19 protein-coding genes are annotated in these 20,450 nt (G+C 44.2%); 13 read left to right on the top strand and 6 right to left on the bottom strand.

Annotated features, from left to right (window positions below):
• Positions 1-14: 14 nt before the first annotated feature.
• Together GVN16_RS13475 and GVN16_RS13470 are read left to right on the top strand one after the other, a co-directional pair.
• Positions 15-1,235 carry a T9SS type A sorting domain-containing protein gene (locus GVN16_RS13475; RefSeq protein WP_166564428.1) on the top strand — a complete coding sequence of 407 codons (1,221 nt, stop codon included), beginning with the start codon at positions 15-17 and terminating at the stop codon, positions 1,233-1,235.
• A 252-nt stretch (positions 1,236-1,487) separates the two neighbouring features.
• Positions 1,488-1,751, top strand: coding sequence for a hypothetical protein (locus GVN16_RS13470; protein ID WP_166564427.1), 264 nt, complete (start codon positions 1,488-1,490; stop codon positions 1,749-1,751).
• A 73-nt stretch (positions 1,752-1,824) separates the two neighbouring features.
• Here GVN16_RS13470 and tatC read toward each other — a convergent pair whose 3' ends face one another.
• The 3 genes from tatC to GVN16_RS13455 all read right to left on the bottom strand — a co-directional run bounded on the left by tatC (position 1,825) and on the right by GVN16_RS13455 (position 5,322).
• Positions 1,825-2,697 carry a twin-arginine translocase subunit TatC gene (gene tatC, locus GVN16_RS13465; protein WP_166564426.1) on the bottom strand — a complete coding sequence of 291 codons (873 nt, stop codon included), beginning with the start codon at positions 2,695-2,697 and terminating at the stop codon, positions 1,825-1,827.
• A 113-nt stretch (positions 2,698-2,810) separates the two neighbouring features.
• The gene (glyA, locus tag GVN16_RS13460; protein WP_166564425.1) at positions 2,811-4,103 is read right to left on the bottom strand and encodes a serine hydroxymethyltransferase; all 1,293 of its coding nucleotides are present in this window, start codon (positions 4,101-4,103) and stop codon (positions 2,811-2,813) included.
• A gap of 289 nt (positions 4,104-4,392) precedes the next feature.
• Entirely contained in the window at positions 4,393-5,322 is a 930-nt protein-coding gene (locus GVN16_RS13455; RefSeq protein WP_229244174.1) for a phosphotriesterase, read from the bottom strand.
• Between the two features lie 325 nt (positions 5,323-5,647).
• Here GVN16_RS13455 and GVN16_RS13450 point away from each other — a divergent pair, with 325 nt between their 5' ends.
• The 4 genes from GVN16_RS13450 to GVN16_RS13435 all read left to right on the top strand — a co-directional run bounded on the left by GVN16_RS13450 (position 5,648) and on the right by GVN16_RS13435 (position 9,524).
• The gene (locus tag GVN16_RS13450; RefSeq protein WP_166564423.1) at positions 5,648-6,619 is read left to right on the top strand and encodes a Gfo/Idh/MocA family protein; all 972 of its coding nucleotides are present in this window, start codon (positions 5,648-5,650) and stop codon (positions 6,617-6,619) included.
• 288 nt (positions 6,620-6,907) lie between these two features.
• Complete coding sequence (locus GVN16_RS13445; protein ID WP_229244172.1) at positions 6,908-7,864, top strand: kelch repeat-containing protein; 957 nt, start codon at positions 6,908-6,910, stop codon at positions 7,862-7,864.
• A gap of 3 nt (positions 7,865-7,867) precedes the next feature.
• Positions 7,868-8,197 (top strand): DUF4907 domain-containing protein, encoded by a 330-nt coding sequence (locus GVN16_RS13440; protein WP_166564422.1) that lies wholly within the window; start codon positions 7,868-7,870, stop codon positions 8,195-8,197.
• 10 nt (positions 8,198-8,207) lie between these two features.
• Positions 8,208-9,524 carry a DUF4270 family protein gene (locus GVN16_RS13435; RefSeq protein WP_166564421.1) on the top strand — a complete coding sequence of 439 codons (1,317 nt, stop codon included), beginning with the start codon at positions 8,208-8,210 and terminating at the stop codon, positions 9,522-9,524.
• 237 nt (positions 9,525-9,761) lie between these two features.
• Here GVN16_RS13435 and GVN16_RS13430 read toward each other — a convergent pair whose 3' ends face one another.
• The gene (locus tag GVN16_RS13430) at positions 9,762-10,283 is read right to left on the bottom strand and encodes a DUF2911 domain-containing protein (RefSeq protein WP_166564420.1); all 522 of its coding nucleotides are present in this window, start codon (positions 10,281-10,283) and stop codon (positions 9,762-9,764) included.
• 377 nt (positions 10,284-10,660) lie between these two features.
• Between GVN16_RS13430 and mutL the strand changes: the two genes are divergently transcribed.
• The 7 genes from mutL to GVN16_RS13395 all read left to right on the top strand — a co-directional run bounded on the left by mutL (position 10,661) and on the right by GVN16_RS13395 (position 19,175).
• A complete protein-coding gene (gene mutL / locus GVN16_RS13425; protein ID WP_205748859.1) occupies positions 10,661-12,517 on the top strand; it encodes a DNA mismatch repair endonuclease MutL in 1,857 nt (618 codons plus the stop codon).
• Positions 12,518-12,570: 53 nt separating this feature from the next.
• Positions 12,571-13,230: a rhomboid family intramembrane serine protease gene (locus GVN16_RS13420; RefSeq protein WP_166564419.1), complete on the top strand. Its 660-nt coding sequence runs from the start codon at positions 12,571-12,573 to the stop codon at positions 13,228-13,230.
• Positions 13,231-13,276: 46 nt separating this feature from the next.
• Positions 13,277-14,182, top strand: a complete 906-nt coding sequence (locus tag GVN16_RS13415; protein WP_166564418.1) for a rhomboid family intramembrane serine protease — start codon at positions 13,277-13,279, stop codon at positions 14,180-14,182.
• 157 nt (positions 14,183-14,339) lie between these two features.
• A complete protein-coding gene (dxs, locus tag GVN16_RS13410) occupies positions 14,340-16,271 on the top strand; it encodes a 1-deoxy-D-xylulose-5-phosphate synthase (RefSeq protein ID WP_166564417.1) in 1,932 nt (643 codons plus the stop codon).
• Positions 16,272-16,403: 132 nt separating this feature from the next.
• Complete coding sequence (gene prfA, locus GVN16_RS13405; protein WP_166564697.1) at positions 16,404-17,474, top strand: peptide chain release factor 1; 1,071 nt, start codon at positions 16,404-16,406, stop codon at positions 17,472-17,474.
• An 80-nt stretch (positions 17,475-17,554) separates the two neighbouring features.
• Positions 17,555-18,142 (top strand): RdgB/HAM1 family non-canonical purine NTP pyrophosphatase, encoded by a 588-nt coding sequence (gene rdgB / locus GVN16_RS13400; RefSeq protein WP_166564416.1) that lies wholly within the window; start codon positions 17,555-17,557, stop codon positions 18,140-18,142.
• A 190-nt stretch (positions 18,143-18,332) separates the two neighbouring features.
• On the top strand, positions 18,333-19,175 hold the full coding sequence (locus tag GVN16_RS13395) for an AraC family transcriptional regulator (RefSeq protein ID WP_166564415.1): 843 nt from the start codon (positions 18,333-18,335) through the stop codon (positions 19,173-19,175).
• 108 nt (positions 19,176-19,283) lie between these two features.
• On the opposite strand, the gene GVN16_RS13390 is transcribed toward GVN16_RS13395, so the two are convergent.
• The gene (locus tag GVN16_RS13390) at positions 19,284-19,865 is read right to left on the bottom strand and encodes a DUF4136 domain-containing protein (protein ID WP_166564414.1); all 582 of its coding nucleotides are present in this window, start codon (positions 19,863-19,865) and stop codon (positions 19,284-19,286) included.
• 14 nt (positions 19,866-19,879) lie between these two features.
• Entirely contained in the window at positions 19,880-20,434 is a 555-nt protein-coding gene (locus tag GVN16_RS13385; RefSeq protein ID WP_205748857.1) for a DUF4136 domain-containing protein, read from the bottom strand.
• Between the last annotated feature and the right edge of the window lie 16 nt (positions 20,435-20,450).

The raw sequence follows: 20,450 nt of genomic DNA, 5'->3' as shown, positions 1-20,450 counted from the left end.
CTAAACAAAATATAATGAAAAAAGAAATTCTACTTTTATGCTCTGCCATGCTAATGGCTTTCTCCGCTCAATCCCAATGCCCGGGAGGAGACATCACCATCGATACTTTTGATGGTTCAACATGTAATCTCGTGTTTTCTAACTCAGATCCGCTAAATACTGTTAAATCTGTGGAATGTAACGGTATGCCCGCTCTTTCGGGGTCTGCTGATATATGGATGCAGAAACTCTCAGGAGTGGCCGGGGGTACCAGCGGATCAGGTGGTTACTATAATGTCGGCATATTCGATGCTACGGCAGGGGCAGGGGGTGTTTACGCCATATCTGTTACCTATGATGGGAATGACAGCAATACTGATCCGAACAGCCCGACCCTGACAGGTCCTGTTCTTGGTAATTTTACAGGCAAGGAAATACACCTTGAAAATAACCTGGATGATATGGGGGCGGGTAGTTTTTTAACTTTTACCGTAAGCGTATGGGATGCCGCAGGAAACAAATCAGAGGCAACATTGACACTTAACGGCCCCAGAGTCGAAGTAACTGAAATATCCAACCTGGGCTTGTTGACCGGGGCAGCTAACCTGGCAGATGTCAGGGCAATTCAGTTAACCATAACCACTAACCATAATGGCATGGACCTGATCCTGGACAAGCTCTCTGCCGTTTGTCCAACCGTTCTTCCTGTTGACCTCATCAGTTTTGAGGGTAAAAATATCAATGGAGTGACGGACCTGAACTGGGTGACAGCCACCGAAGCCAATGCAGATCATTTTGAAGTACAATCCAGTGACGACGCTTTAAATTTTACGGCTGCAGGAACTGTATCGGCCAAGGGAAACAGCAGCACTGCAGTAAAATACCAGTTCAGCACCAATGAGCTACTTGAAAATGTAAAATATTACAGACTCAGAATGGTAGACATCGACGGATCAGAAGAACTGAGCCGGATTATTGCTGTAGAGCCATGGCAGAATGATTTTTACCAGCTGATCGCTTACCCTACTGCGTTTGACAGTTATCTGCGGATCTCCATGAAATCTAAAAAGGATGAAACCGCAACTATTCTCATTTCGGATCAGAACGGTGGAGTGCGTCATAAAATGACCAGGGAGCTTCACGAAGGAACAAACACCTTTGATATCAACAACCTGGATCACCTGGCCCCTGGGATGTACAATGTCCTGATAATTACGGAAGCGGGTAAACAATACAGGAAGATAATCAAGCAATAAATCAAATATACTTCATAAGAATTTATATGCTGTGAAGCTCAGGCTTTGCAGCATATAAATTAAAATTCTTCGCTTTCAGGAGTCTTCTGAAACAGCAAATCCCAAATCTCCGGGGTTTCATACCAAACCGCCACCACATGGTCACTTGTGTTTTTAAAGGGGTAAAATCCGCCATAGTTTTGAATCATCAAATCAGGCAAATGATTTGAAATGCAAAAAATCAAAACATTAAAAATAAAAACAATTACGACAATGAAATCTCTAAAAATCACCTTCATCGCTCTTTTTTCCCTTGCTGCATTGGCTTCATGTGAATCATCTGACATTGCTCCTGCAAGCAACACGCCGGGCTTGGAAATGATAGGAAATCCTTCTTATAATGGAGAAGAAATGAAGCTGAAGCCTGAAATTCTGATCAATGAAGAGAAACAGGATGTGGTTCTTCCCGCTATTCAGAAGCCGGAAGCAGGCCATGGGGTGGGTATTGTCAAAGAGTTTACTTCGGATGTGGAATAAGAATCTTTCAGACAGATAGCACAAAAAAAAGGCCTCCCGAAAAGGAGGCCTTTTTGTATATCTTCAGTGATGATTAATCGTTATCACCTGCAAGCATTTCTCTTTGTTTGGCTTTGTAAATCCTGCCTGAAACCACGATGCTGATCTCATAAAGGAAGTACAGAGGAATAGCCACCAAAACCTGGCTGATCATATCCGGTGAAGGAGTAATTACCGCCGCCACAATCAGGATAACCACGATGGAGTGTTTACGGTAAGCCTTAAGGAAAGCCGGGGTTACGATACCCACTTTGGTCAATACCAGGATTGCCATCGGCAACTGGAAGGTAACACCGCAGGCCAGTGTAAGGGTAGCCAGTACGGAAATATAGGACTGAATGTCAAACTGGTTTTCGATACTCGGGTCAATCTGGAAGTTAACCAGGAAGTTGATTGCAAATGGAGCTACCACAAAGAACCCGAAAAGCACACCCAGGAAGAAAAGCATGGTGACATAGAAAACCGATCCTGTGGCTGCTTTCTTTTCCGTGATTTTAAGACCCGGTTTAATGAATCGCCAGATTTCCCAGAAAACATACGGGAAAGCAAAAAGAAGACCGATGATAGCAGAAGAAGTCAGAGCCATCATGAACTGGCCTGAAACCTCACGGCTCATCAGTGAGAAGTTAAGTTTGTCAACACAGAGACTCGGAATCCCGACGGCATTGCCGATCTCACACATTTTCCGGTAAGTCCAGAAATCAGGTCTTGACGGGGCCAGGATGATCTTGTTGAAAATATCACCCTTGAAGATCCATGCAATGATCATGAAGGTCACAATGGCTGCAACAGATCTTAATAAATGCCATCTCAACTCTTCAAGATGCTCAATAAAGGTCATCTCTTTTTCAACTGTTTCGTCCTCTTCGTCTTCGTAATCGATATAGGGGGTCTGATCCAATGGCATATTTATTAATGTTCAATATTATAATACAAATCTTTCGAAATGAGTTCTCTTTCTCCAAAGAAAAACCTCACGAGTCAGAAGCTGTGAGGTTATCTTTTTTATTTTTTATCAAATTACTGAAACAACGGGAATTCACTCATCCATTCGTTGATTTCAGATCTTACCGACCCGATGATCGCGTCATTGTCATGGTTAACCAGGACTTTATCTACCAGCTCTACAATTCTCACAAAATCACTCTCTACCATACCTCTAGTAGTCATGGCAGCCGTTCCGACACGCATACCTGAGGTAGTCATGGCTGTGGCGTCATCAAAAGGAACCATGTTTTTATTGACCGTAATATCAGCTTTGATCAAAGTGTTCTCAGCCAGTTTACCGGTCAGGCCTTTCGGACGAAGGTCGATCAGGGCCAGGTGGTTGTCTGTTCCGCCTGAAATCACTTTATATCCCCTGTTGACAAACTCCTGGGCCATTACTTTCGCGTTTTTCTGAACCTGCACGGCGTAGTTATAGAAATTGTCACTCAAAGCTTCACCGAAGGCTACCGCTTTGGCAGCGATGATATGCTCCAGCGGGCCACCTTGTGTGCCAGGGAATACTCCGGAATCAAGTAACGACGACATGGTTCTTACCTTACCTTTGGCAGTGGCAATACCGAACGGATTTTCGAAGTCATTTCTCATCATGATAACTCCGCCACGCGTTCCTCTGAGGGTTTTGTGGGTAGTTGTGGTCACAATATGACAATGATCAAAAGGATCTGCCAGCAAACCTTTGGCGATCAGACCCGCAGGGTGTGAAATATCGGCCAGCAATACCGCTCCTACTTTATCAGCAATAAATCTCAGTCTTTCGTAATCCCAGTCTCTTGAGTAAGCCGAAGCTCCGCAAATGATCAGTTTCGGGTTTTCTCTTACAGCAGTTTCTTCTACTTTATCCCAGTTGATCAGGCCGGTTTCTTTTTCCACACCATAAAAGAACGGCTGGAAATATTTACCTGAAATGTTCACCGGAGAACCGTGTGAAAGGTGTCCGCCGTGTGAAAGATCAAATCCGAGGATTTTGTCACCAGGCTGAAGACAAGCCAGGAACACCGCCATATTGGCCTGTGCACCGGAGTGCGGCTGAACATTGGCCCAGGTAAGATTAAACAGTTCTTTAAGTCTGTCGATCGCAATCTGCTCCACTTCATCCACTACTTCACAGCCACCATAATATCTTTTGCCGGGTAATCCTTCGGCATATTTATTGGTTAAAACACTTCCTGCAGCTTCCATAACCTGCGGAGAAACAAAGTTTTCCGAGGCTATCAATTCTATACCGTGTAACTGACGATTATGCTCTTTTTGAATCAGATCAAAAATTTGTGTATCTCTCACAACAGATGTTTGCAATGTAGACATTGAGTAAAATACTTATTTTGAGGTTATTAAAATGATGTGCAAAGGTAAATAATTCTTCATAAAATCAGATGAAAAATATATGATTTAAAATAATTGATACCTTCAAACCCCGGCAACTGAGAGAATTACGTAATCGGCGGGAAAAAGGATTACTTGTTTACGGCTACCGGCTTTCAACAGTCAGCATTTAGCTTTTTGACCAGGTTATAAAAATCCGTGTCTTTTCTGCTGACGGTCCGGAGGCAGATGTCTACTGAGTCGCAGAAGCCGGGCTTTATCCGACTGAATGCTAAGCAGCCCTGACCCTTACGGTAAAGGCTTCAGCAGGATTTTTCACCAGAATCTGCTCAAAATCTGTTTCTGTAAACCCTCTCTTTTTGAGCAGCGGCATCAGTTCTTTAAATATGTTGGTGTATCCTTTAAAATCACCCCCGTTGGGTTCACCAGGTTTGTACCATCCGGCATCGTGCGAAATCAGGAGTCTGTTGAGTACACCATTGGCTTTCATCAGGTCGATGGAGTCGGCATAATTTTCAAAACCTCCCCAGCCTATGCCGTCCAGGCTCACCCAGGTACCCATTCTGGCGGCTTTGGTATGTAATGCCTTGTTGTTTTCGCCCTGGGCATGTACCCACACAAAGGCCTGAGGGTGAACGCCCATGCTTTGCAGAATTTCAATTTCTTCAAAGGCTGCAGAGGCCAGGCCGGTATGCGAGCAAATCGTCAGACCTGTTTTGAGATGTGTGAGGGCCGCTGCCTGCAGAAGTTTCCGGTGCAGGCCGGACAGGGTTTTTCCGGCGTCAACACCGGTTTTGATGAACCCCGGACGCACATTTGAGGAATCAATACCTTCTTCAAATTCCCTGATCCAGCGGTCTGCCAGTTGTTCGGCAGTATATGTAAAAGCCCATTTCGGCAGGTATTTATTATTGACGGCCCCGTAGTAACCCGTGTTGGTGACGATGTTCAGACCACTTTTTTGTGCCAGGATTTTCAGTAATGCAATGTCCCGGCCCAGGAAATCAGGTGTGCATTCAAATACTGATTTTACACCCAGTTTTTTTATTTCTGCCAGGTAAGGCATGACTTTCTCTGTTACTTCATCTAAGTTCCAGTTACTGGTACCGATCTTGTCCGCTCCTATAAAATCCACCAGGAAATGCTCATGAATGAGGCTCATACCGAGCCTGGAGGGGTCAATCGGACCCTTAATGGTCATAATAGCCGGCTTTTTGGAGACAAAACCAAGTAATGCCGTTAATAAAAATGATCGTCTTGTGATACTCATGGTTTCTGATTTAAGTCAGGAGTATAAATTTACTGAAATTTGCTGAAAGGTGGATGTAAAGGCCGATGGAAAAAGGTTTCCAGGGTAGAGACGTTCAAAATCTAAAGTTTTTAAAAATGCCTGATTCCCCGGAAGGCATGCTAATCATCATGCCCCCTTCCATTTTCCGTCTTCCTTTCCTCCGCTTTTTATCCTTCCTTCCATCCTTTTTTTTAAAACTGTTGACAATGTCCTTCTGATCTGTTTTATTTGAGTTATGGATCAACAAATCAAATGGGGGATAATCGGAATAGGCAAAATCGCGGAGAAATTTGCTTATGATTTAAGTTTTGCAGCTAATTGTAAACTGGAGGCTGTCGCTTCCAATTCACTGGAGCGGGCACAGGATTTTGCTATCAGGCACAAGGCAGACCATGCCTATGGCTGTTATGAAGATCTTTTTAAGTCAGAGGTCGACGTGGTGTACATTGCCACTCCGCATACCTTACATGAGTCGTGTACCCAATTGTGCCTTGAACATGGCGTGGCAGTGCTTTGTGAAAAGCCTTTTGCCATGAATGAAAAAGAGGTGACTAACATGGTTAACCTGGCCCGTGAGAAAAAGATATTCCTGATGGAAGCCATGTGGACGAGGTTTTTACCTTCAACTTTGAAAATGATGGAGTTGCTGGCGGCCGATACCATCGGTAAGATCAAGACCATCCATGCCGACTTTGGATTTGTGGCCCCGTTTTTACCGGAAAGAAGAACCCTGAACCCGAAACTGGGTGGCGGAGCTTTCCTCGATATCGGTATTTATCCTGCTTTTCTATCGTTGCTTACTTTGGGTTATCCTTCTAAAATAGAGGCTTTGAGCATTTTCGGGCCGACGGGCGTGGATGAAACCACCTCTTTTATCTATCAGTATGACAATGAAGCCACGGCGGTTCTGAACTGTAGTTTTGGTGCAGAAACCAACACCGAGGCCTTTATTTATGGTACTGAAGGGTCTATTCACCTGCATTCCAGGTTTCATGAAAGTAAAAAACTGACCCTGAACATCACCGGCCAGGAGCCTCAGGATTTCTCGTTTGAAAGAGAGACTTTCGGGTATAATTATGAAATTGAGGAGGTCAATAAATGCCTCAGAAACGGGCAGATGGAGAGTGAACTGATGCCGCTTGCCATGAGCCTGAAGCTGATTCACCTGCTCGACAAAACCCGTGAGGCAGCCCGTATTGTGTATTGAAATGGTTACTTTTTTCAAGTTTTTTTCAGCCGGATTTTTTCAGATTCCCGGCTGAAATTCTGCTGATATAGGTTTGTAAAAATCCCCTTTTTTTCAGGCTGACCGGTAGTTTCGGGAAAGAAATCCTTTAAAATTATTCCTGCTTAAGCTTCTGATTTAAAATATTTTAGAATGTATTTCGAGAGGAATCTTATAAAAAAACTCACTTTTTTAAGATTCTCCGACCCACGTTTCATCCGGAGGGTGCGTATTCTCTTAAATAAACATTAAAAAAATACTTACATTCAAATGATGAAAAAGAAGTTTTTACTGATCGCACTTTCGTCCCTGACCTTTGGAGCTTGCACAACTGACGATGTAGAAGTGGCCTCAGGCGACTGGATCAAAAAATCGGCCCTGGATGGTGTGGCAAGGCACGCAGCTGTCGGATTTGTCATTGACAATATGGGATATCTCGGACTCGGAGCCGACGAAGACAATAAGAAGCAGAGTGATTTCTGGAAGTTTGATCCTGTGAAAAATTCATGGAGCCAGGTGGCCAATTTTCCTGGTGCAGCCAGAACAGCCGGAGTTGGTCTGAGCATTGCCGGAAAAGGATATGTGGGTACAGGACTGGATTCAGAGGAAGTTCGTCTCAACGATTTCTGGGAGTACAACCCGGCTACGAATAAATGGACCAAAAAGAAAGATTTTGAAGGTACGGCCAGAAGAAATGCCACCGCGTTTTCTATCAACAACCTGGGATATATCGGAACGGGCTTTGATGGCAGTTACCTGAAAGATTTCTTTGCTTATAACCCTTCTACCGACACCTGGTCAAAAGTAAGCAGTATCGGAGGTGAAAAAAGACTTGGAGCTGCATCATTTGTCATCAACGGCAAAGCTTACGTAGGCACCGGTAACAACAACGGTATTGATCAGATCGATTTCTGGGAGTATGATCCTGCTACGGATATCTGGACTGAAAAACTCAATTTTGAAGAAACTACGGTATCAAGATCTTACGGTGTAGGTTTCACCATCAACGGGAAAGGTTATTTTGCGACTGGCTCAAACAACAGTACTGTGTGGAGATACAATCCTGCCGATAACACGTGGGAAGAGGTTACTGCTTTTGAAGGTATCACCAGGAACTATGCAGTAGGTTGGGGTATAGGCAACTACGGTTATGTGGCCACAGGTTCTAACGGTTTGTCAAAATTTGATGATATCTGGTCGCTCACTCCGGATGTGGTTCAGGAATAAAACATGACAAGGAATACGATTTTTAAGGGTGGATTAGTCTTGTTGCTCGTTTTTGTCTCAGTGTTTGGTCTCAGATATTACAGAAAGAGCAACGGGAGTTTTTCAGTAGGGGTCAAAAGATCTGAGGCCGGAATCCTTGGTTATCAGATTTTTAAAGACAAACAGCTGATCATAGAGCAGTTCAACGTGCCGGGAGCAGCAGGGACCACCGGATTTGCAGATAAGAAGCAGGCCGAACAGGTAGCCGGATTGATGGTTGAGAAAATGTCAAAAGGAGTTTTTCCTCCGACCGTCAGCCAGGCTGAACTGGACAGCCTCCATATCATATATTAAAAAACATCAGATGAATAAATTTCTCAAATACAGCCTCAGGCTGTACCTGGGCATTGCCATGTCTTCTTTCTTCTGGGCGTGTACCAGCGGAGACATGTCCATTGATTTTGATTTGAATCAACCTGAAAACAACAGCGTGGTTTTTATTGATACCATGAAAATCCAGACGTCTGTTCTGAAGACTGATTCTATTTCGACTTCAGCCACCGGCAGCATGCTGGTGGGGGCTTTTTATGAAGGAACCTTCGGCTCTACCCGCTCCGAAAGCTATTTTCAGATCGCATTGCCTTCTCAGAACATCAACGGACTGGCTCTTAATGAAAAGGAGATTTACGATTCTGTAGCCCTGGTGCTTGATTATTCAGGTTATACAGGAGACACTACGCAGCAGCAGGTGATATCAGCCTACCAGTTGAAAAGCATCCCCTTGACTTCGAGGACTTATTACAATACCTCGTCATTGGCTTCGGAAAGCACGCCGCTCGGAAGTACCACATTCAGAGCCAGGCCTACGAAAGACTCTACGCTAAACATCAGGTTTTCGGACGATTTCGGATTGAAGCTGTTTGAAGTACTGAACGGAATCGCCACTTTCGAAATGGATGAAGTCACCCGGAGGGTTAAGGGCCTGGTGGTCAAACCTGGCGAAAGTAACGTAACTTCCCTGCTTAATTTTTCAGTAACCGGAAGCTCGGTGAGGGTGTATACCCATTCTGAAAAAACACTGACCAAGCATACTTTTGATTTTGCGGCGATAACCAATGCGGTCCAGTTTAATCACCTGACCTACAGCTCGATTTTTGAACCGGTCAATCAGTTGAAAAAGCCACTTACCCAGGTGTCAACAGACCTGTCAAACAAGCAGGGTCTGATTAAGGCCGGAGTAGGGCTTTATACCAAGTTTAATATCCCCGGCATACGCCAGCTGACAGAAATCAATAAGTTCAGGAATGTCTCAAGAGTGGAGATGCGGGTATATGCCCTGCACAAAAACGTCAAAGAGAGTCTGAATGTGCCCCAGAGTCTTTCTTTGTTAAAGTTAAACCTCAGTAACCAGATAGAAGGAGCTGTATATAATGTAGCCGGAGGGGCGGTTACCGGTGCTTATACCTATGACGCCTCAGCCCTTACTTTCACTTCTTTCTATACTTTTGACCTGACACAGTATTATAATGATATTATCACTGGAAAAGAGGCCAATAAAGGGTTTTTGCTGACCGTACCCAGCGGCTCAGACACCGGCAACACGACCAGCAGCGTCATGATCGGTGCCCAGAACCACCCGACACTCCCGATTGAGATCAAGGTCTACTACACTACGAACTAAAGGCGAAGTCTTGTTCTATAAAATCCCAAAGCCCCTGTCTTTACCAAAAGCAGGGGCTTTATTTATGTAGGAAGAAAGGATAACGGAAAAAGAAACGTCTGCCATGTCTGATCATATATAATTGATAGAGTCCAAGTTTACGGCAAAAGAGGTTTCAGACACTCGACTCTATCTATTACCCTGCTCTTTCTACCCTTGTCTTTTCTCCTTCTTCCTTTTTTCCTTTCTCCGATAAAATTATCTCACCGGCACATTCACCCCCGTATTTTCCCAGTTAAGGCTCATGTCGATTCCTTTTTCTGCCGATTTAAGCTGAATGGTAAACTGATCGATGGTTTGTCCCAGTTCTGCAGAAGGAACAACAAAACTCAGGATGTTATCCTTTTCATTGTAGTTGGTACCCCATTGTCCGGTTTCACGATTCAGGATAACTGTCCAGTTTTTCTTATTGGGGATGGTCCAGAGTGAATATTTACCTGCCTTGACTTGATTTCCGGCCAGTCTGACATTTTTGGAAAAGGTAATGACAGTGGCTTCGTTGGCCCCTGTTCTCCAGACGGTTCCGAAAGGGACCAGTTCACCGAATATTTTTCTGCCCCGCATGTAGGGCCTGCAATACTCTACAGTAACATTGAGCTCTCCCTGTGATAATTCTACTTTTTCAAACGGGCTGCTGCTTTTGGTCCATATCCGGAATACAAATAAGGCAACGGCCAGCACACCTATAACAATGACAGCGATCTTGATGGTTTTTTTCATTTTTCTATGGGTTGATATTTCATTTAAACCAAAGTTGCGGACAAATAATTCTGACGTGCTGATATTTGCCCCGGCTCCCTGAAAAGGTACTATAACAGGCTGAATCTGTCCCAATCACTTACGTATCAGAAAACAGGTTGCTTTATCCTGCTTTATAGAAACGGCCTGGCCGGCTAAATAAGATAACAAGAGCGGTCTTTGTTTGCTGAATTTATGAGTAAAACAAATGACTCACAAACCAATTTGTGGATAAACCCGTTGATAAAAGCATATAGAAAATATTCGGAAATCGTCGGCAAAATAGGCATTTTTGCATTTTGCCGGATTTAGAGTATATTTAAATTCATTACAATCACAGATTTTCGATTTTTAGCATAATGGACATCATTCATTTATTATCAGATTCAATTGCCAATCAGATTGCTGCCGGGGAGGTTGTTCAGCGGCCGGCTTCTGTGGTAAAAGAACTCATGGAAAACGCCATAGATGCCCATGCCACCTCTGTACAACTTATCGTTAAAGAAGCGGGCCGTAACCTGATACAGGTCATTGACAATGGCTCGGGGATGTCTCCGACGGACGCCCGCATGAGTTTTGAACGCCACGCTACTTCCAAGATCCGTGAGTCTGACGACCTCTTTTCTATCAAAACCATGGGATTCAGGGGCGAAGCCCTGGCCTCTATCGCGGCGGTAGCCCAGGTGGAACTGAAAACCAGGCGGGCTGATGATGAACTCGGTACTTACATCCGCATCGAGGGCTCGGATTTTAAAGAACAGGAGCATGTTCAGTGCCCAGCCGGCACCAATCTTCAGATCAAAAATCTTTTTTTCAATGTGCCTGCCCGCAGAAATTTTCTCAAAGGCAATCCCGTTGAAATGAAACATATCCTGGAGGAATTTCAACGCATCGCCCTGGCACATCCTGAAATCTCCTTTTCTCTCTTTCATAATGAGATCGAAATCTTCAATTTGCCTGAGGCCAAACTGAGCAAAAGGATTATTGATGTATTCGGGAAAAGTTATCGTGAACAGCTGGCCAACTGCCAGGAAACAACGCCTTTTGTGAGTATCCAGGGTTATGTGGGCAAGCCAGAGGCGGCCAAGAAAAGCAAGGGAGAACAGTACTTTTTTGTTAATAAACGATTTATCAAAAGTTCGTACCTGAACCATGCCGTTACGGGGGCATTCGAATCTACCATACCACAGGGCTCATTTCCTTTTTACGTCCTTTTTATAGAGATAGACCCTTCGCATATCGATATCAATATTCATCCCACCAAAACAGAGATCAAGTTTGACGACGAAAAAGCCGTCTATGCCATTCTCAGGTCAGCGGTAAGGCAGGCCATCGGGGTGTATAACCTTACTCCTTCGATTGATTTTGAGTCTGATATTAATTTCGGAAATCTGACGTCTTCCCCCATTCCTTTTTTGCAGACACCAGCTTCAAAAACGGCGTATTCGGATTTTGAAAGCAGGAAACAGCCATCTTTTCCGGCTGACAAGCCCAATAAAGAAAACTGGCAGAAGCTATTTGAAGGGGTAAAAGAAGTGCAGGAGCAAAGACATATACAGGAAGCCCCGCTGACATTCTCGAGCAAGGCCAACTCCATTCATCACGAACCGCCCTTGGTGGCCGACGAATGGCACGAAGCCAACGCCATACAGATTCATAACCGGTTCATCATCTCGCAGGTCAAAAGCGGCATCATGGTCATTCACCAGATGGGGGCTTATGAACGGATATTTTATGAGAAGTATTTAAAGGAACTGACACACAAAGGTGGCTTGTCGCAGCAATTGCTATTTCCTAAAACCGTATCTTTATCTCCTGTTGATTTTTCTGTGGCTCTTGAAATCATGGACCTGATCCAGTCCCTGGGTTTCGGTGTAGAAGAATTCGGCCAGAATACGTTCATTATCAACGGTGTGCCGGCAGATATCATCGATGAAGACGAGGCCGATGTTTTTAAGGCCATCATCGAGCAGTTCAGGATCAACGAGAACCACCAGAAGATGGACAAGAAAGAAAATATGGCCAGGTCAATGGCCAAGAGATTCTCACATAAATTCAGTAAAACCCTGAGCAAACCCGAGATCAACGGACTGATTAATCAATTGTTTGAGACCTCTATGCCGAGTTTTACCCCTGACGGAAAGCCCGTCATGACGATTCTAAGTTTATCAAGACTCAACGAACTCATTTTTAACGCCGAGGGTTTTAAACAATAAACATGACTTTTGAATGTTTTTTTACGATATTGAATTAGCTAAATAAAAAAAATATGTTTGACCAAATAACACCCGCTGTAAAAAGGCTACTGATATTAACCATAGGAATTCACTTAATCTCCCAGCTCTTTTCACAGCAGTTTGTCATAGGGAATTTTGCTTTCTTCAACCCGTTTTTACCGAACAACGACGATTGGCTTAATCCTTTTTTTAAGCCCTGGCAGCCACTGACCTACATTTTCCTGCACGGGGGATTCGGGCACCTGCTGAGTAATATGTTCGGGTTGTTCATTTTCGGGTCAGCTCTGGAAGCTTTTATGGGGTCAAAGAAATTCATGGCGTATTACCTCCTGACCGGTATCGGAGCCGCTTTGCTTAACTCAGGTCTGAATGCGTTTGAAATGAGCCGCATGCTGCCCGACTCCGAGCCGTACTGGGCGATGGTCCAAACCCCGATGGTAGGAGCTTCCGGAGCTATTTTCGGAATATTGGTGGCCTACGGGTTTCTGTTTCCAAATGTGGAACTAATGCTGTTGTTTTTTCCGTTTCCAATTAAAGCGAAATATTTTGTAACTTTATACGGATTATATGAGCTTTATGCCGGCACAGCGGGTTTACAGTCAGGAATTGCCCATTTTGCACACATTGGCGGTCTCATCACCGGATTTATATTATTAAAATTTTTCAATTTTGATAAACGATACTATCATTAATTTCGTAGATATTAGTATTATTGTATAGGAAAAGCAATTATCACAAATGGGAAGTATTTGGGATGACATAAAAAATGCCTTCAGCAAAAGCAACAACCAGAGTATTCAATTAATTCTGGTATGCTTTTTTGTGTTTTTTGGTCAGGTCATTCTCAATTTTATTTTTGGATTTACCGACAACAGGGTAGAATATTCTGCCCTTCTGCGTGAAAATATGGTGCTGAGCACCAACTTCAGGTCGTTTCTTTTGCATCCCTGGGTATTGGTGTTTTTCCCTTTCATGAATGACGGCTTTTTTTCACTGATCTTTAATTCCATAGCTTTATTCTGGTTCGGAAGTATCCTCCTTGACTTTATCGGTGGCCGTAAAATGCTGTCTATTTACCTGGCGGGAGGTATATTCTCAGGTTTGTATTACCTGGCTGTCTATAATATCGTAGGCCTTTCGAACACCACACATTCGCTTTCACCGGTTGTGTATGGTGCCCCTGCGGCCATGTATGCCGTTATGTTTGCTACTGTGGCTTTACTGCCTGATTATGAGCTGTATATCTTCCGGTTGTTTTACATCCGTGTCAAATATATCGCCCTTATATTCCTGGTGATTTCGTTTCTTAACCCGAGTCACGGGGTGTTAAACCTGGGCGGGGCTATTTTTGGTTACCTCTATATCAAATTCCTGAGATCGGGCTGGGATATTATCGGCTCCCCGGTCGGCAATTTCTTTGATTGGTTCCGCAGACTGGGCAGACCTAAAAAACAAGTGATCCACAAACGCTTCAGCAAAACCACCGTCGGTTCATCCAAAGCGTCTGATGAATATGAAAGAGATTTTTTTCCTAACCAGGATGAAATAGATGCTCTTCTGGATAAAATTAGTGTAAATGGCTATGAAAGCCTGACTAAAGAGGAAAAACAACGACTTTATATCGCCAGCCAGAAGAAAGACTAGCCGGCACTGCCTTTTTTATTTTGAAAATTACTCCTTATTTCTTTCAGATTAATAGTATTATTATTAGTAATTTTGCAAATTGTACTTACACTTTGAAAAAAATGAAAACATTCTTCCATTGGATTTGTTTTCAGGATACAATTAAAAACCTACTTCAATGCTGATTCCGGAGAGTGAGCTCTTAAAAAATATTCAGATACCGGCAGATTTAAGAAATCTTGGCACGGAATCCCTGCCGCAGGTCTGTGAAGAGTTACGACAATACATCATCGACATGGTTTCTGTAAACGGAGGGCACTTTGGAGCCAGTTTAGGCGTAATCGAACTCACCGTTGCACTTCATTATGTTTTTAATACCCCTGATGATCAGTTGGTTTGGGACGTCGGCCACCAGGCTTACGGCCATAAAATCCTGACCGGAAGAAAAGACGTTTTTTATACCAACAGAATATACGGCGGCATTTCGGGTTTTCCGAAAAGAAAAGAAAGTGAATACGATACTTTCGGAGTAGGTCACTCTTCCACCTCCATTTCTGCCGCTTTAGGCATGGCCATGGGTTCATTGCACAATGGTGAAAAACACCGCCAGCATATCGCTGTTATCGGCGACGGTGCCCTCACAGCCGGCCTTGCTTTTGAAGGGATGAACCACGCAGGATCACTTAAAGACGCTAACCTGCTGATCATCCTGAATGACAACTGCATGGCGATTGACCCTAACGTCGGAGCCCTGAAAGAATACCTGACCGACATCACCACTTCGCCCACTTATAATAAAGTAAAAGACGATGTCTGGAAGCTGCTAGGCAAAATGAGCCATTTCGGTAAAAGTGCCAGGGAGATCGTTTCCAAGATAGAAAATGCGATGAAAGGGGCTTTGCTAAGTCAAAGCAATTTCTTTGAAGCTCTGAACCTGAGATATTTCGGGCCCATCGACGGACACGATATTGATCACCTGGTACATGTGCTGAAAGACCTCAAAGACATTCCGGGACCGAAAATCCTTCATTGCCTCACCAAAAAAGGCAAAGGATACGCTCCCGCTGAAAAAGACCAGACCAAATGGCATTCACCGGGGCTTTTTGATAAAGTGACGGGTGAAATCCAGAAAAAAATAATAAACGAGCCCGTAGCTCCTAAATTCCAGGATGTATTCGGAAACACGATCGTGGAACTCGCAGAAAAGAATGATAAAATTGTAGGGATTACCCCGGCTATGCCTTCAGGGTCTTCGCTCAATATCATGATGAAAGCCATGCCGGACAGGGCTTTTGATGTGGGTATTGCCGAACAGCATGCGGTTACCTTCTCTGCCGGAATGGCAACGAGGGGGCTGACGGTTTTCTGTAATATCTATTCCACTTTTATGCAAAGGGCTTATGATCAGGTGATTCATGACGTTTGTCTGCAGCATCTTCCTGTGGTGTTCTGTCTTGACAGGGCCGGTTTTGCCGGAGCCGACGGACCTACACACCACGGAGCCTATGACATTGCTTTCATGAGGTGTATTCCGAACATGATCGTGTCGTCTCCGATGAACGAGGAGGAGCTTCGTAATCTGATGTTCCTGGCCCAGTCTGACAAAGTGCAGCAGGGAAAACAGGCCATCACCATCCGTTATCCCAGAGGAGCGGGGGTTATGCCGGATTGGAGGAAGCCATTTACAGAAATTGAAATCGGCAAAGGCCGCCAGGTGGCTGACGGAGACGATGTTGCCATCCTGACTTTCGGACCTATCGGCAATGAAGCCACAGAAGCCATCGGGAAGTTGAAAACAGAGGGCGTATCTGCTGCTCATTATGACATGCGTTTTGCCAAGCCGCTGGATGAAGCCCTTTTACACGAAGTCTTTGCTAAATTTGACAAGATCATTACCGTCGAAGACGGCTGTCTGATGGGAGGAATAGGTTCGGCCATTATGGAATTCATGATGGACCATGGCTATCATGCCCAGGTAAAGAGGTTAGGTATTCCTGATACCATCGTTGAGCACGGGGAACAGCACGAGCTTTATGCAGAGTGTGGTTTTGATGCCAACGGAATTGCCGCGGCTGTCCGCCAGATCCTTGCCGCGAAGGTTTTGATTTAGATAAAGAGTACGGTAAACTATAGATATCCCTGTCTTATCCATGAGGCAGGGATTTTGTTTTGGTCAGGATGACTTACAAAAACTGATCGAAAAAACTTAATTTTGTGTTATTATCCAAAGGAGTAAATAATGATTATAGACCAGTTAGAATCCATTAAGGAGAGATTTGAAGAAGTAACCCAGCAGATCACGATGCCTGAGGTTGTTTCTGATATGAATAAATTCAAGAAAATCAGCAAGGAATATAAGGACCTGGAAAAAATCGTCAACGAATATAAAAAATACACCACGCTTTTAGCCAATATCCAGGAAGCCAAAGACCTCATCGCTTATGAAAAGGACGAGGAAATGAGAGAAATGGCTAAAATAGAACTGGAAGAGCTGCTTCCTAAGCGTGATGCGGCCGAGGATTTGCTGAAAGACATGCTGATTCCGAAAGACCCGAACGACAGCAAGGATGTGATCCTGGAAGTCCGTGCCGGAACTGGAGGCGACGAGGCCTCTATTTTTGCAGGTGATCTGTTCAGGATGTATCAGCGTTTCAGTGTTTTGCAGGGATGGCAGTTCCAGGTGATGGACTATACCGAAGCCCCTTCCGGCGGATACAAGGAGATCGTAGTGAGTGTAAAAGGAGAGGATGTGTACGGTAAACTTAAATTCGAATCGGGCGTACACCGTGTGCAACGTGTACCGGCCACAGAATCCCAGGGAAGGATTCATACTTCGGCCGCTACGGTGGCTGTATTGCCCGAAGCAGATGAAGTGGACGTGGTGATCAACATGAACGATGTCCGTAAAGATACTTTTTGTTCGTCAGGTGCAGGTGGGCAGTCGGTTAACACCACTTATTCTGCCGTCAGGGTAACGCACATTCCGACCGGAATTGTGGTGCAATGCCAGGATGAACGCTCCCAGATCAAGAACTTTGACAAAGCCATGACGGTTTTGCGTTCAAGAATCTATGAAATGGAGCTGGCCAAAAGAAACGACGCCATTGCAGGTGAGCGGAAATCGATGGTAGGTTCCGGAGACAGATCAGATAAAATCAGGACTTATAATTATCCCCAGGGCAGGGTAACTGACCACAGGATCGGTTATACGGTTTATAACCTTCCGACGGTGATGGAAGGGCAGATCGGTGACTTTATCGAGAAACTGAGAATAGCTGAAAATGCCGATAGAATCAAGGAAGGGGTGGCATAAGAGCCCCTTTGTTCATCTATTATTCAGACCCGGATCTTGTGGGATCGGGGTTTTTGTTTTCACATTATACCCATCAGAACATGTCAGCATCAAAATCCTTATTGTGCCTTGCCACCAACAACGCCCATAAAGTAGAAGAACTACAGCAAATGTTAGGTGACCGCTTCGAAGTCAAAACGATGAATGAAGCAGGTTGTTACGACGATATAGAAGAAACAGGCACCACTTTCGAAGAGAACTCAAAACTGAAGGCCGTGTACATCTTTGATAAATTCGGATTCGATACCATCGCCGACGACTCAGGCCTGGAGGTGGAGGCCCTGAATAACGAGCCTGGTGTATATTCCGCCAGATATGCGGGAGAGCACGGAAATCACCGGAAGAACATAGAAAAACTGCTCGCCAACCTGCAGGGAAAGGAGAACCGCAGGGCAAGATTCAGAACAGTCATTACTTTTATGTCCGGTGGTCAGACCCATACTTTTGAGGGTGTGGTAAACGGCAGGATCACAGAGGAGCAAAGGGGCACAGGCGGATTCGGATATGACCCGGTGTTTATTCCTGAAGGATACGGGGAGACTTTCGCCGAGATGCCGGCCGAAACCAAGAATAAAATCAGTCACCGTGGCCTGGCGGTTCAGCAGCTGCTTGCCTTCATAAAAAAATAAGCGACGCCTGGAAGCCTCGCTTATCGTATTTTTTATCCTAGGTTTGTTAAGTATATTCCGCCTTAGAAAGGCTATTTTAACAATACAAAATTGGGGTAAAAAATATTCATAAACTATTTCAACATTGTCCAATATTTGTGCTACATTAACATCATGTTTCGGCTTTAACAAAAAGTAGCGGTAATAAGGCATGAGAATTGAATACGAGAAAATTGCCCCTGATACCGGAAGCTCATTCAAAATGATTCACTGGAAATCAAAGGATGACCGCTTTTTCTGGCATCAGCATCCCGAGTTTGAGATCATTTATGTTCGCAAGGGGAGTGGTAAGTTGCACATTGGTAATCATTTAGGGAAATACGAGGAAGGAGAGGTGATGTTTATCGGCCCTAATCTTCCTCATACGGGATTGGGTTATGGGGTGATTGGCGAACATGAAGAAATCATTATCCAGCTGAAAGAAGACTTTTTAGGCCCCGGTTTTCTGGAAGCCCCGGAGATGGCGGACGTAAAAAAACTCTTTGAAAGGTCTTCTCACGGCATTTCATTCAAAGGCAATACCCGGAAAACGGTGGCTGAGAAAATGGATAAAATGATCCAGCTTTCCAATTTTGAGCGGCTTGTCGAACTGCTTTCCATCTTCAAGATATTGTCGGCTACCTCTGAATACAGCATTCTGAATTCCGGGGATAATAAGTTTGATTACCGGCACCAGGACGAAGAACGCATCAACAGGATTTATACTTTTGTGGAGAATAACTTCCAGAACCCGATCGACATCCAGAAAGTGGCTGAAGTGGCCAACCTGACGGTGCCGTCTTTCTGCAGGTATTTCAAGAAGATGACCCACATGACGTTCACTGATTTTATCAATGAATTCAGGGTGAACAACGCCTGTAAATTATTAATGGAAGACAAAACCATTTCGGATGTCTGTTTCGAAAGCGGCTTCAATAACATATCCCACTTCAACAAAACCTTCAAGACTTTCAAGGGACAAAGTCCGCGGGAGTTCAGAAAAGAGCTGATATAAAACAAAAAAGGATGCCACGCGGCATCCTTAATTTCTTCATAACCAGTGTAGAAAATTCAAACCCAACCCTTTAACTATCTGAAAGTTTTATCAGAACAGGACTAAAAATCAATGATTACTGTCTTGCCTCCGGTCGTGACGGGCTTTGGCTGAAGAGCCGGCCATCAGAGGGTATTCGTTGAAAATAGAACTGACGATATTTTTGAAATAATTTTTTTTAGAGGAATTCTCGTTGAAAATCCCGGTGGCATAACCTCTCCAGACCAGCTCACTGGTTTCTGCTTCAATGAGTGAGATCATCAGCGTGCCCTTATTCAGAAAATAATTGACAGGGGCATATTTGGAATCCTTGTCGTCTTTTTTGGACAGCCACAGCATCATGCCGGGTTGATTATAGCCCTTGTAAGCCAGCGGATCATAATAGATGGTGAAATTGACCAGCAGGCTGGCCTTTTGTGGCTGATAGGCATATCCACGGGCTTTCATCTGTGTTCTGATGGCTTCCTGTACATCGCTGCACAGGTAATTGGAGTCATTTTCGCAATCCAGGAAGGCATAGCTGGCATAATCCTGAAAACCTGATGAAAAACGATAATCATGGTCAACCAGAACTTTCTGCCTTGTACATCCACCAAAGAACATCACCGCCGCGGTCAAAGCAGGTATCCATAATAATTTTACTTTTTTCATCCTCTGATCTTATTTTACATTTCCACAATACGCCGTGGTTTTTCCCCGGCGGCAAACAAAGGATACTGGTCAAATATCGACCTCACCACGCTCCTGTAATAATTGATCGGTTTATTTACCTTTTTATTGAACACGCCGGAAGCGTAGCCACGCCAGATCAAACGGCTGCTTTCCGCGTCAAGCAGTGACACCAGAATCATTCCGCCGCCAAAATTGAAGTTTTGTGCTTTATAAACATCTTCATTTTCATAATGATTAACCCAGCGGTCAAGCGATGGCTGGAAATAACCTTTATAGCCCACTCTTTCCTTGATGATGCTGTAACTTACCAGCAAACCCGGTTTTTCTTCGGTCATTTTATATCCTCTTGCTTTCATCTGCCTTCTGATAGCGTCCTGGATCTCGGAACAGATAAAAGAGGTGTCAATTTCGCAATTCAGAAAATTGTAGGATTTGTAAGTGGTGAAGTCAGTATCGTAACTGTAATCGTTATCAACCATAAGTCTGAGGGTATTGCATCCGGTAATACCCAGCATGGCAAGAGCGGCGAAAATAAAGAGTTTTTTCATTATGACTATAGTTTTA

It is taken from the genome of Emticicia sp. CRIBPO (assembly GCF_009905725.1).
In the GTDB taxonomy this organism is placed as follows: Bacteria; Bacteroidota; Bacteroidia; order Cytophagales; family Spirosomataceae; genus Leadbetterella.
Note: the sequence above shows the minus strand (reverse complement) of the source record. Positions and strands in the feature narration are given on the sequence as shown.

Excerpts from the sequence above, each read along its gene's own strand:
- GVN16_RS13435 (WP_166564421.1), top strand. The coding sequence starts at position 8,208 with ATGAATAAATTTCTCAAATACAGCCTCAGGCTGTACCTGGGCATTGCC.
- rdgB (WP_166564416.1), top strand. The coding sequence starts at position 17,555 with ATGTCAGCATCAAAATCCTTATTGTGCCTTGCCACCAACAACGCCCAT.
- GVN16_RS13450 (WP_166564423.1), top strand. The coding sequence starts at position 5,648 with ATGGATCAACAAATCAAATGGGGGATAATCGGAATAGGCAAAATCGCG.
- GVN16_RS13385 (WP_205748857.1), bottom strand. The coding sequence starts at position 20,434 with ATGAAAAAACTCTTTATTTTCGCCGCTCTTGCCATGCTGGGTATTACC.
- mutL (WP_205748859.1), top strand. The coding sequence starts at position 10,661 with ATGGACATCATTCATTTATTATCAGATTCAATTGCCAATCAGATTGCT.
- GVN16_RS13445 (WP_229244172.1), top strand. The coding sequence starts at position 6,908 with ATGATGAAAAAGAAGTTTTTACTGATCGCACTTTCGTCCCTGACCTTT.
- GVN16_RS13390 (WP_166564414.1), bottom strand. The coding sequence starts at position 19,865 with ATGAAAAAAGTAAAATTATTATGGATACCTGCTTTGACCGCGGCGGTG.
- GVN16_RS13440 (WP_166564422.1), top strand. The coding sequence starts at position 7,868 with ATGACAAGGAATACGATTTTTAAGGGTGGATTAGTCTTGTTGCTCGTT.
- GVN16_RS13470 (WP_166564427.1), top strand. The coding sequence starts at position 1,488 with ATGAAATCTCTAAAAATCACCTTCATCGCTCTTTTTTCCCTTGCTGCA.
- GVN16_RS13475 (WP_166564428.1), top strand. The coding sequence starts at position 15 with ATGAAAAAAGAAATTCTACTTTTATGCTCTGCCATGCTAATGGCTTTC.
- GVN16_RS13395 (WP_166564415.1), top strand. The coding sequence starts at position 18,333 with ATGAGAATTGAATACGAGAAAATTGCCCCTGATACCGGAAGCTCATTC.
- GVN16_RS13455 (WP_229244174.1), bottom strand. The coding sequence starts at position 5,322 with ATGACCATTAAGGGTCCGATTGACCCCTCCAGGCTCGGTATGAGCCTC.
- dxs (WP_166564417.1), top strand. The coding sequence starts at position 14,340 with ATGCTGATTCCGGAGAGTGAGCTCTTAAAAAATATTCAGATACCGGCA.
- GVN16_RS13415 (WP_166564418.1), top strand. The coding sequence starts at position 13,277 with ATGGGAAGTATTTGGGATGACATAAAAAATGCCTTCAGCAAAAGCAAC.
- GVN16_RS13430 (WP_166564420.1), bottom strand. The coding sequence starts at position 10,283 with ATGAAAAAAACCATCAAGATCGCTGTCATTGTTATAGGTGTGCTGGCC.
- GVN16_RS13420 (WP_166564419.1), top strand. The coding sequence starts at position 12,571 with ATGTTTGACCAAATAACACCCGCTGTAAAAAGGCTACTGATATTAACC.
- tatC (WP_166564426.1), bottom strand. The coding sequence starts at position 2,697 with ATGCCATTGGATCAGACCCCCTATATCGATTACGAAGACGAAGAGGAC.
- glyA (WP_166564425.1), bottom strand. The coding sequence starts at position 4,103 with ATGTCTACATTGCAAACATCTGTTGTGAGAGATACACAAATTTTTGAT.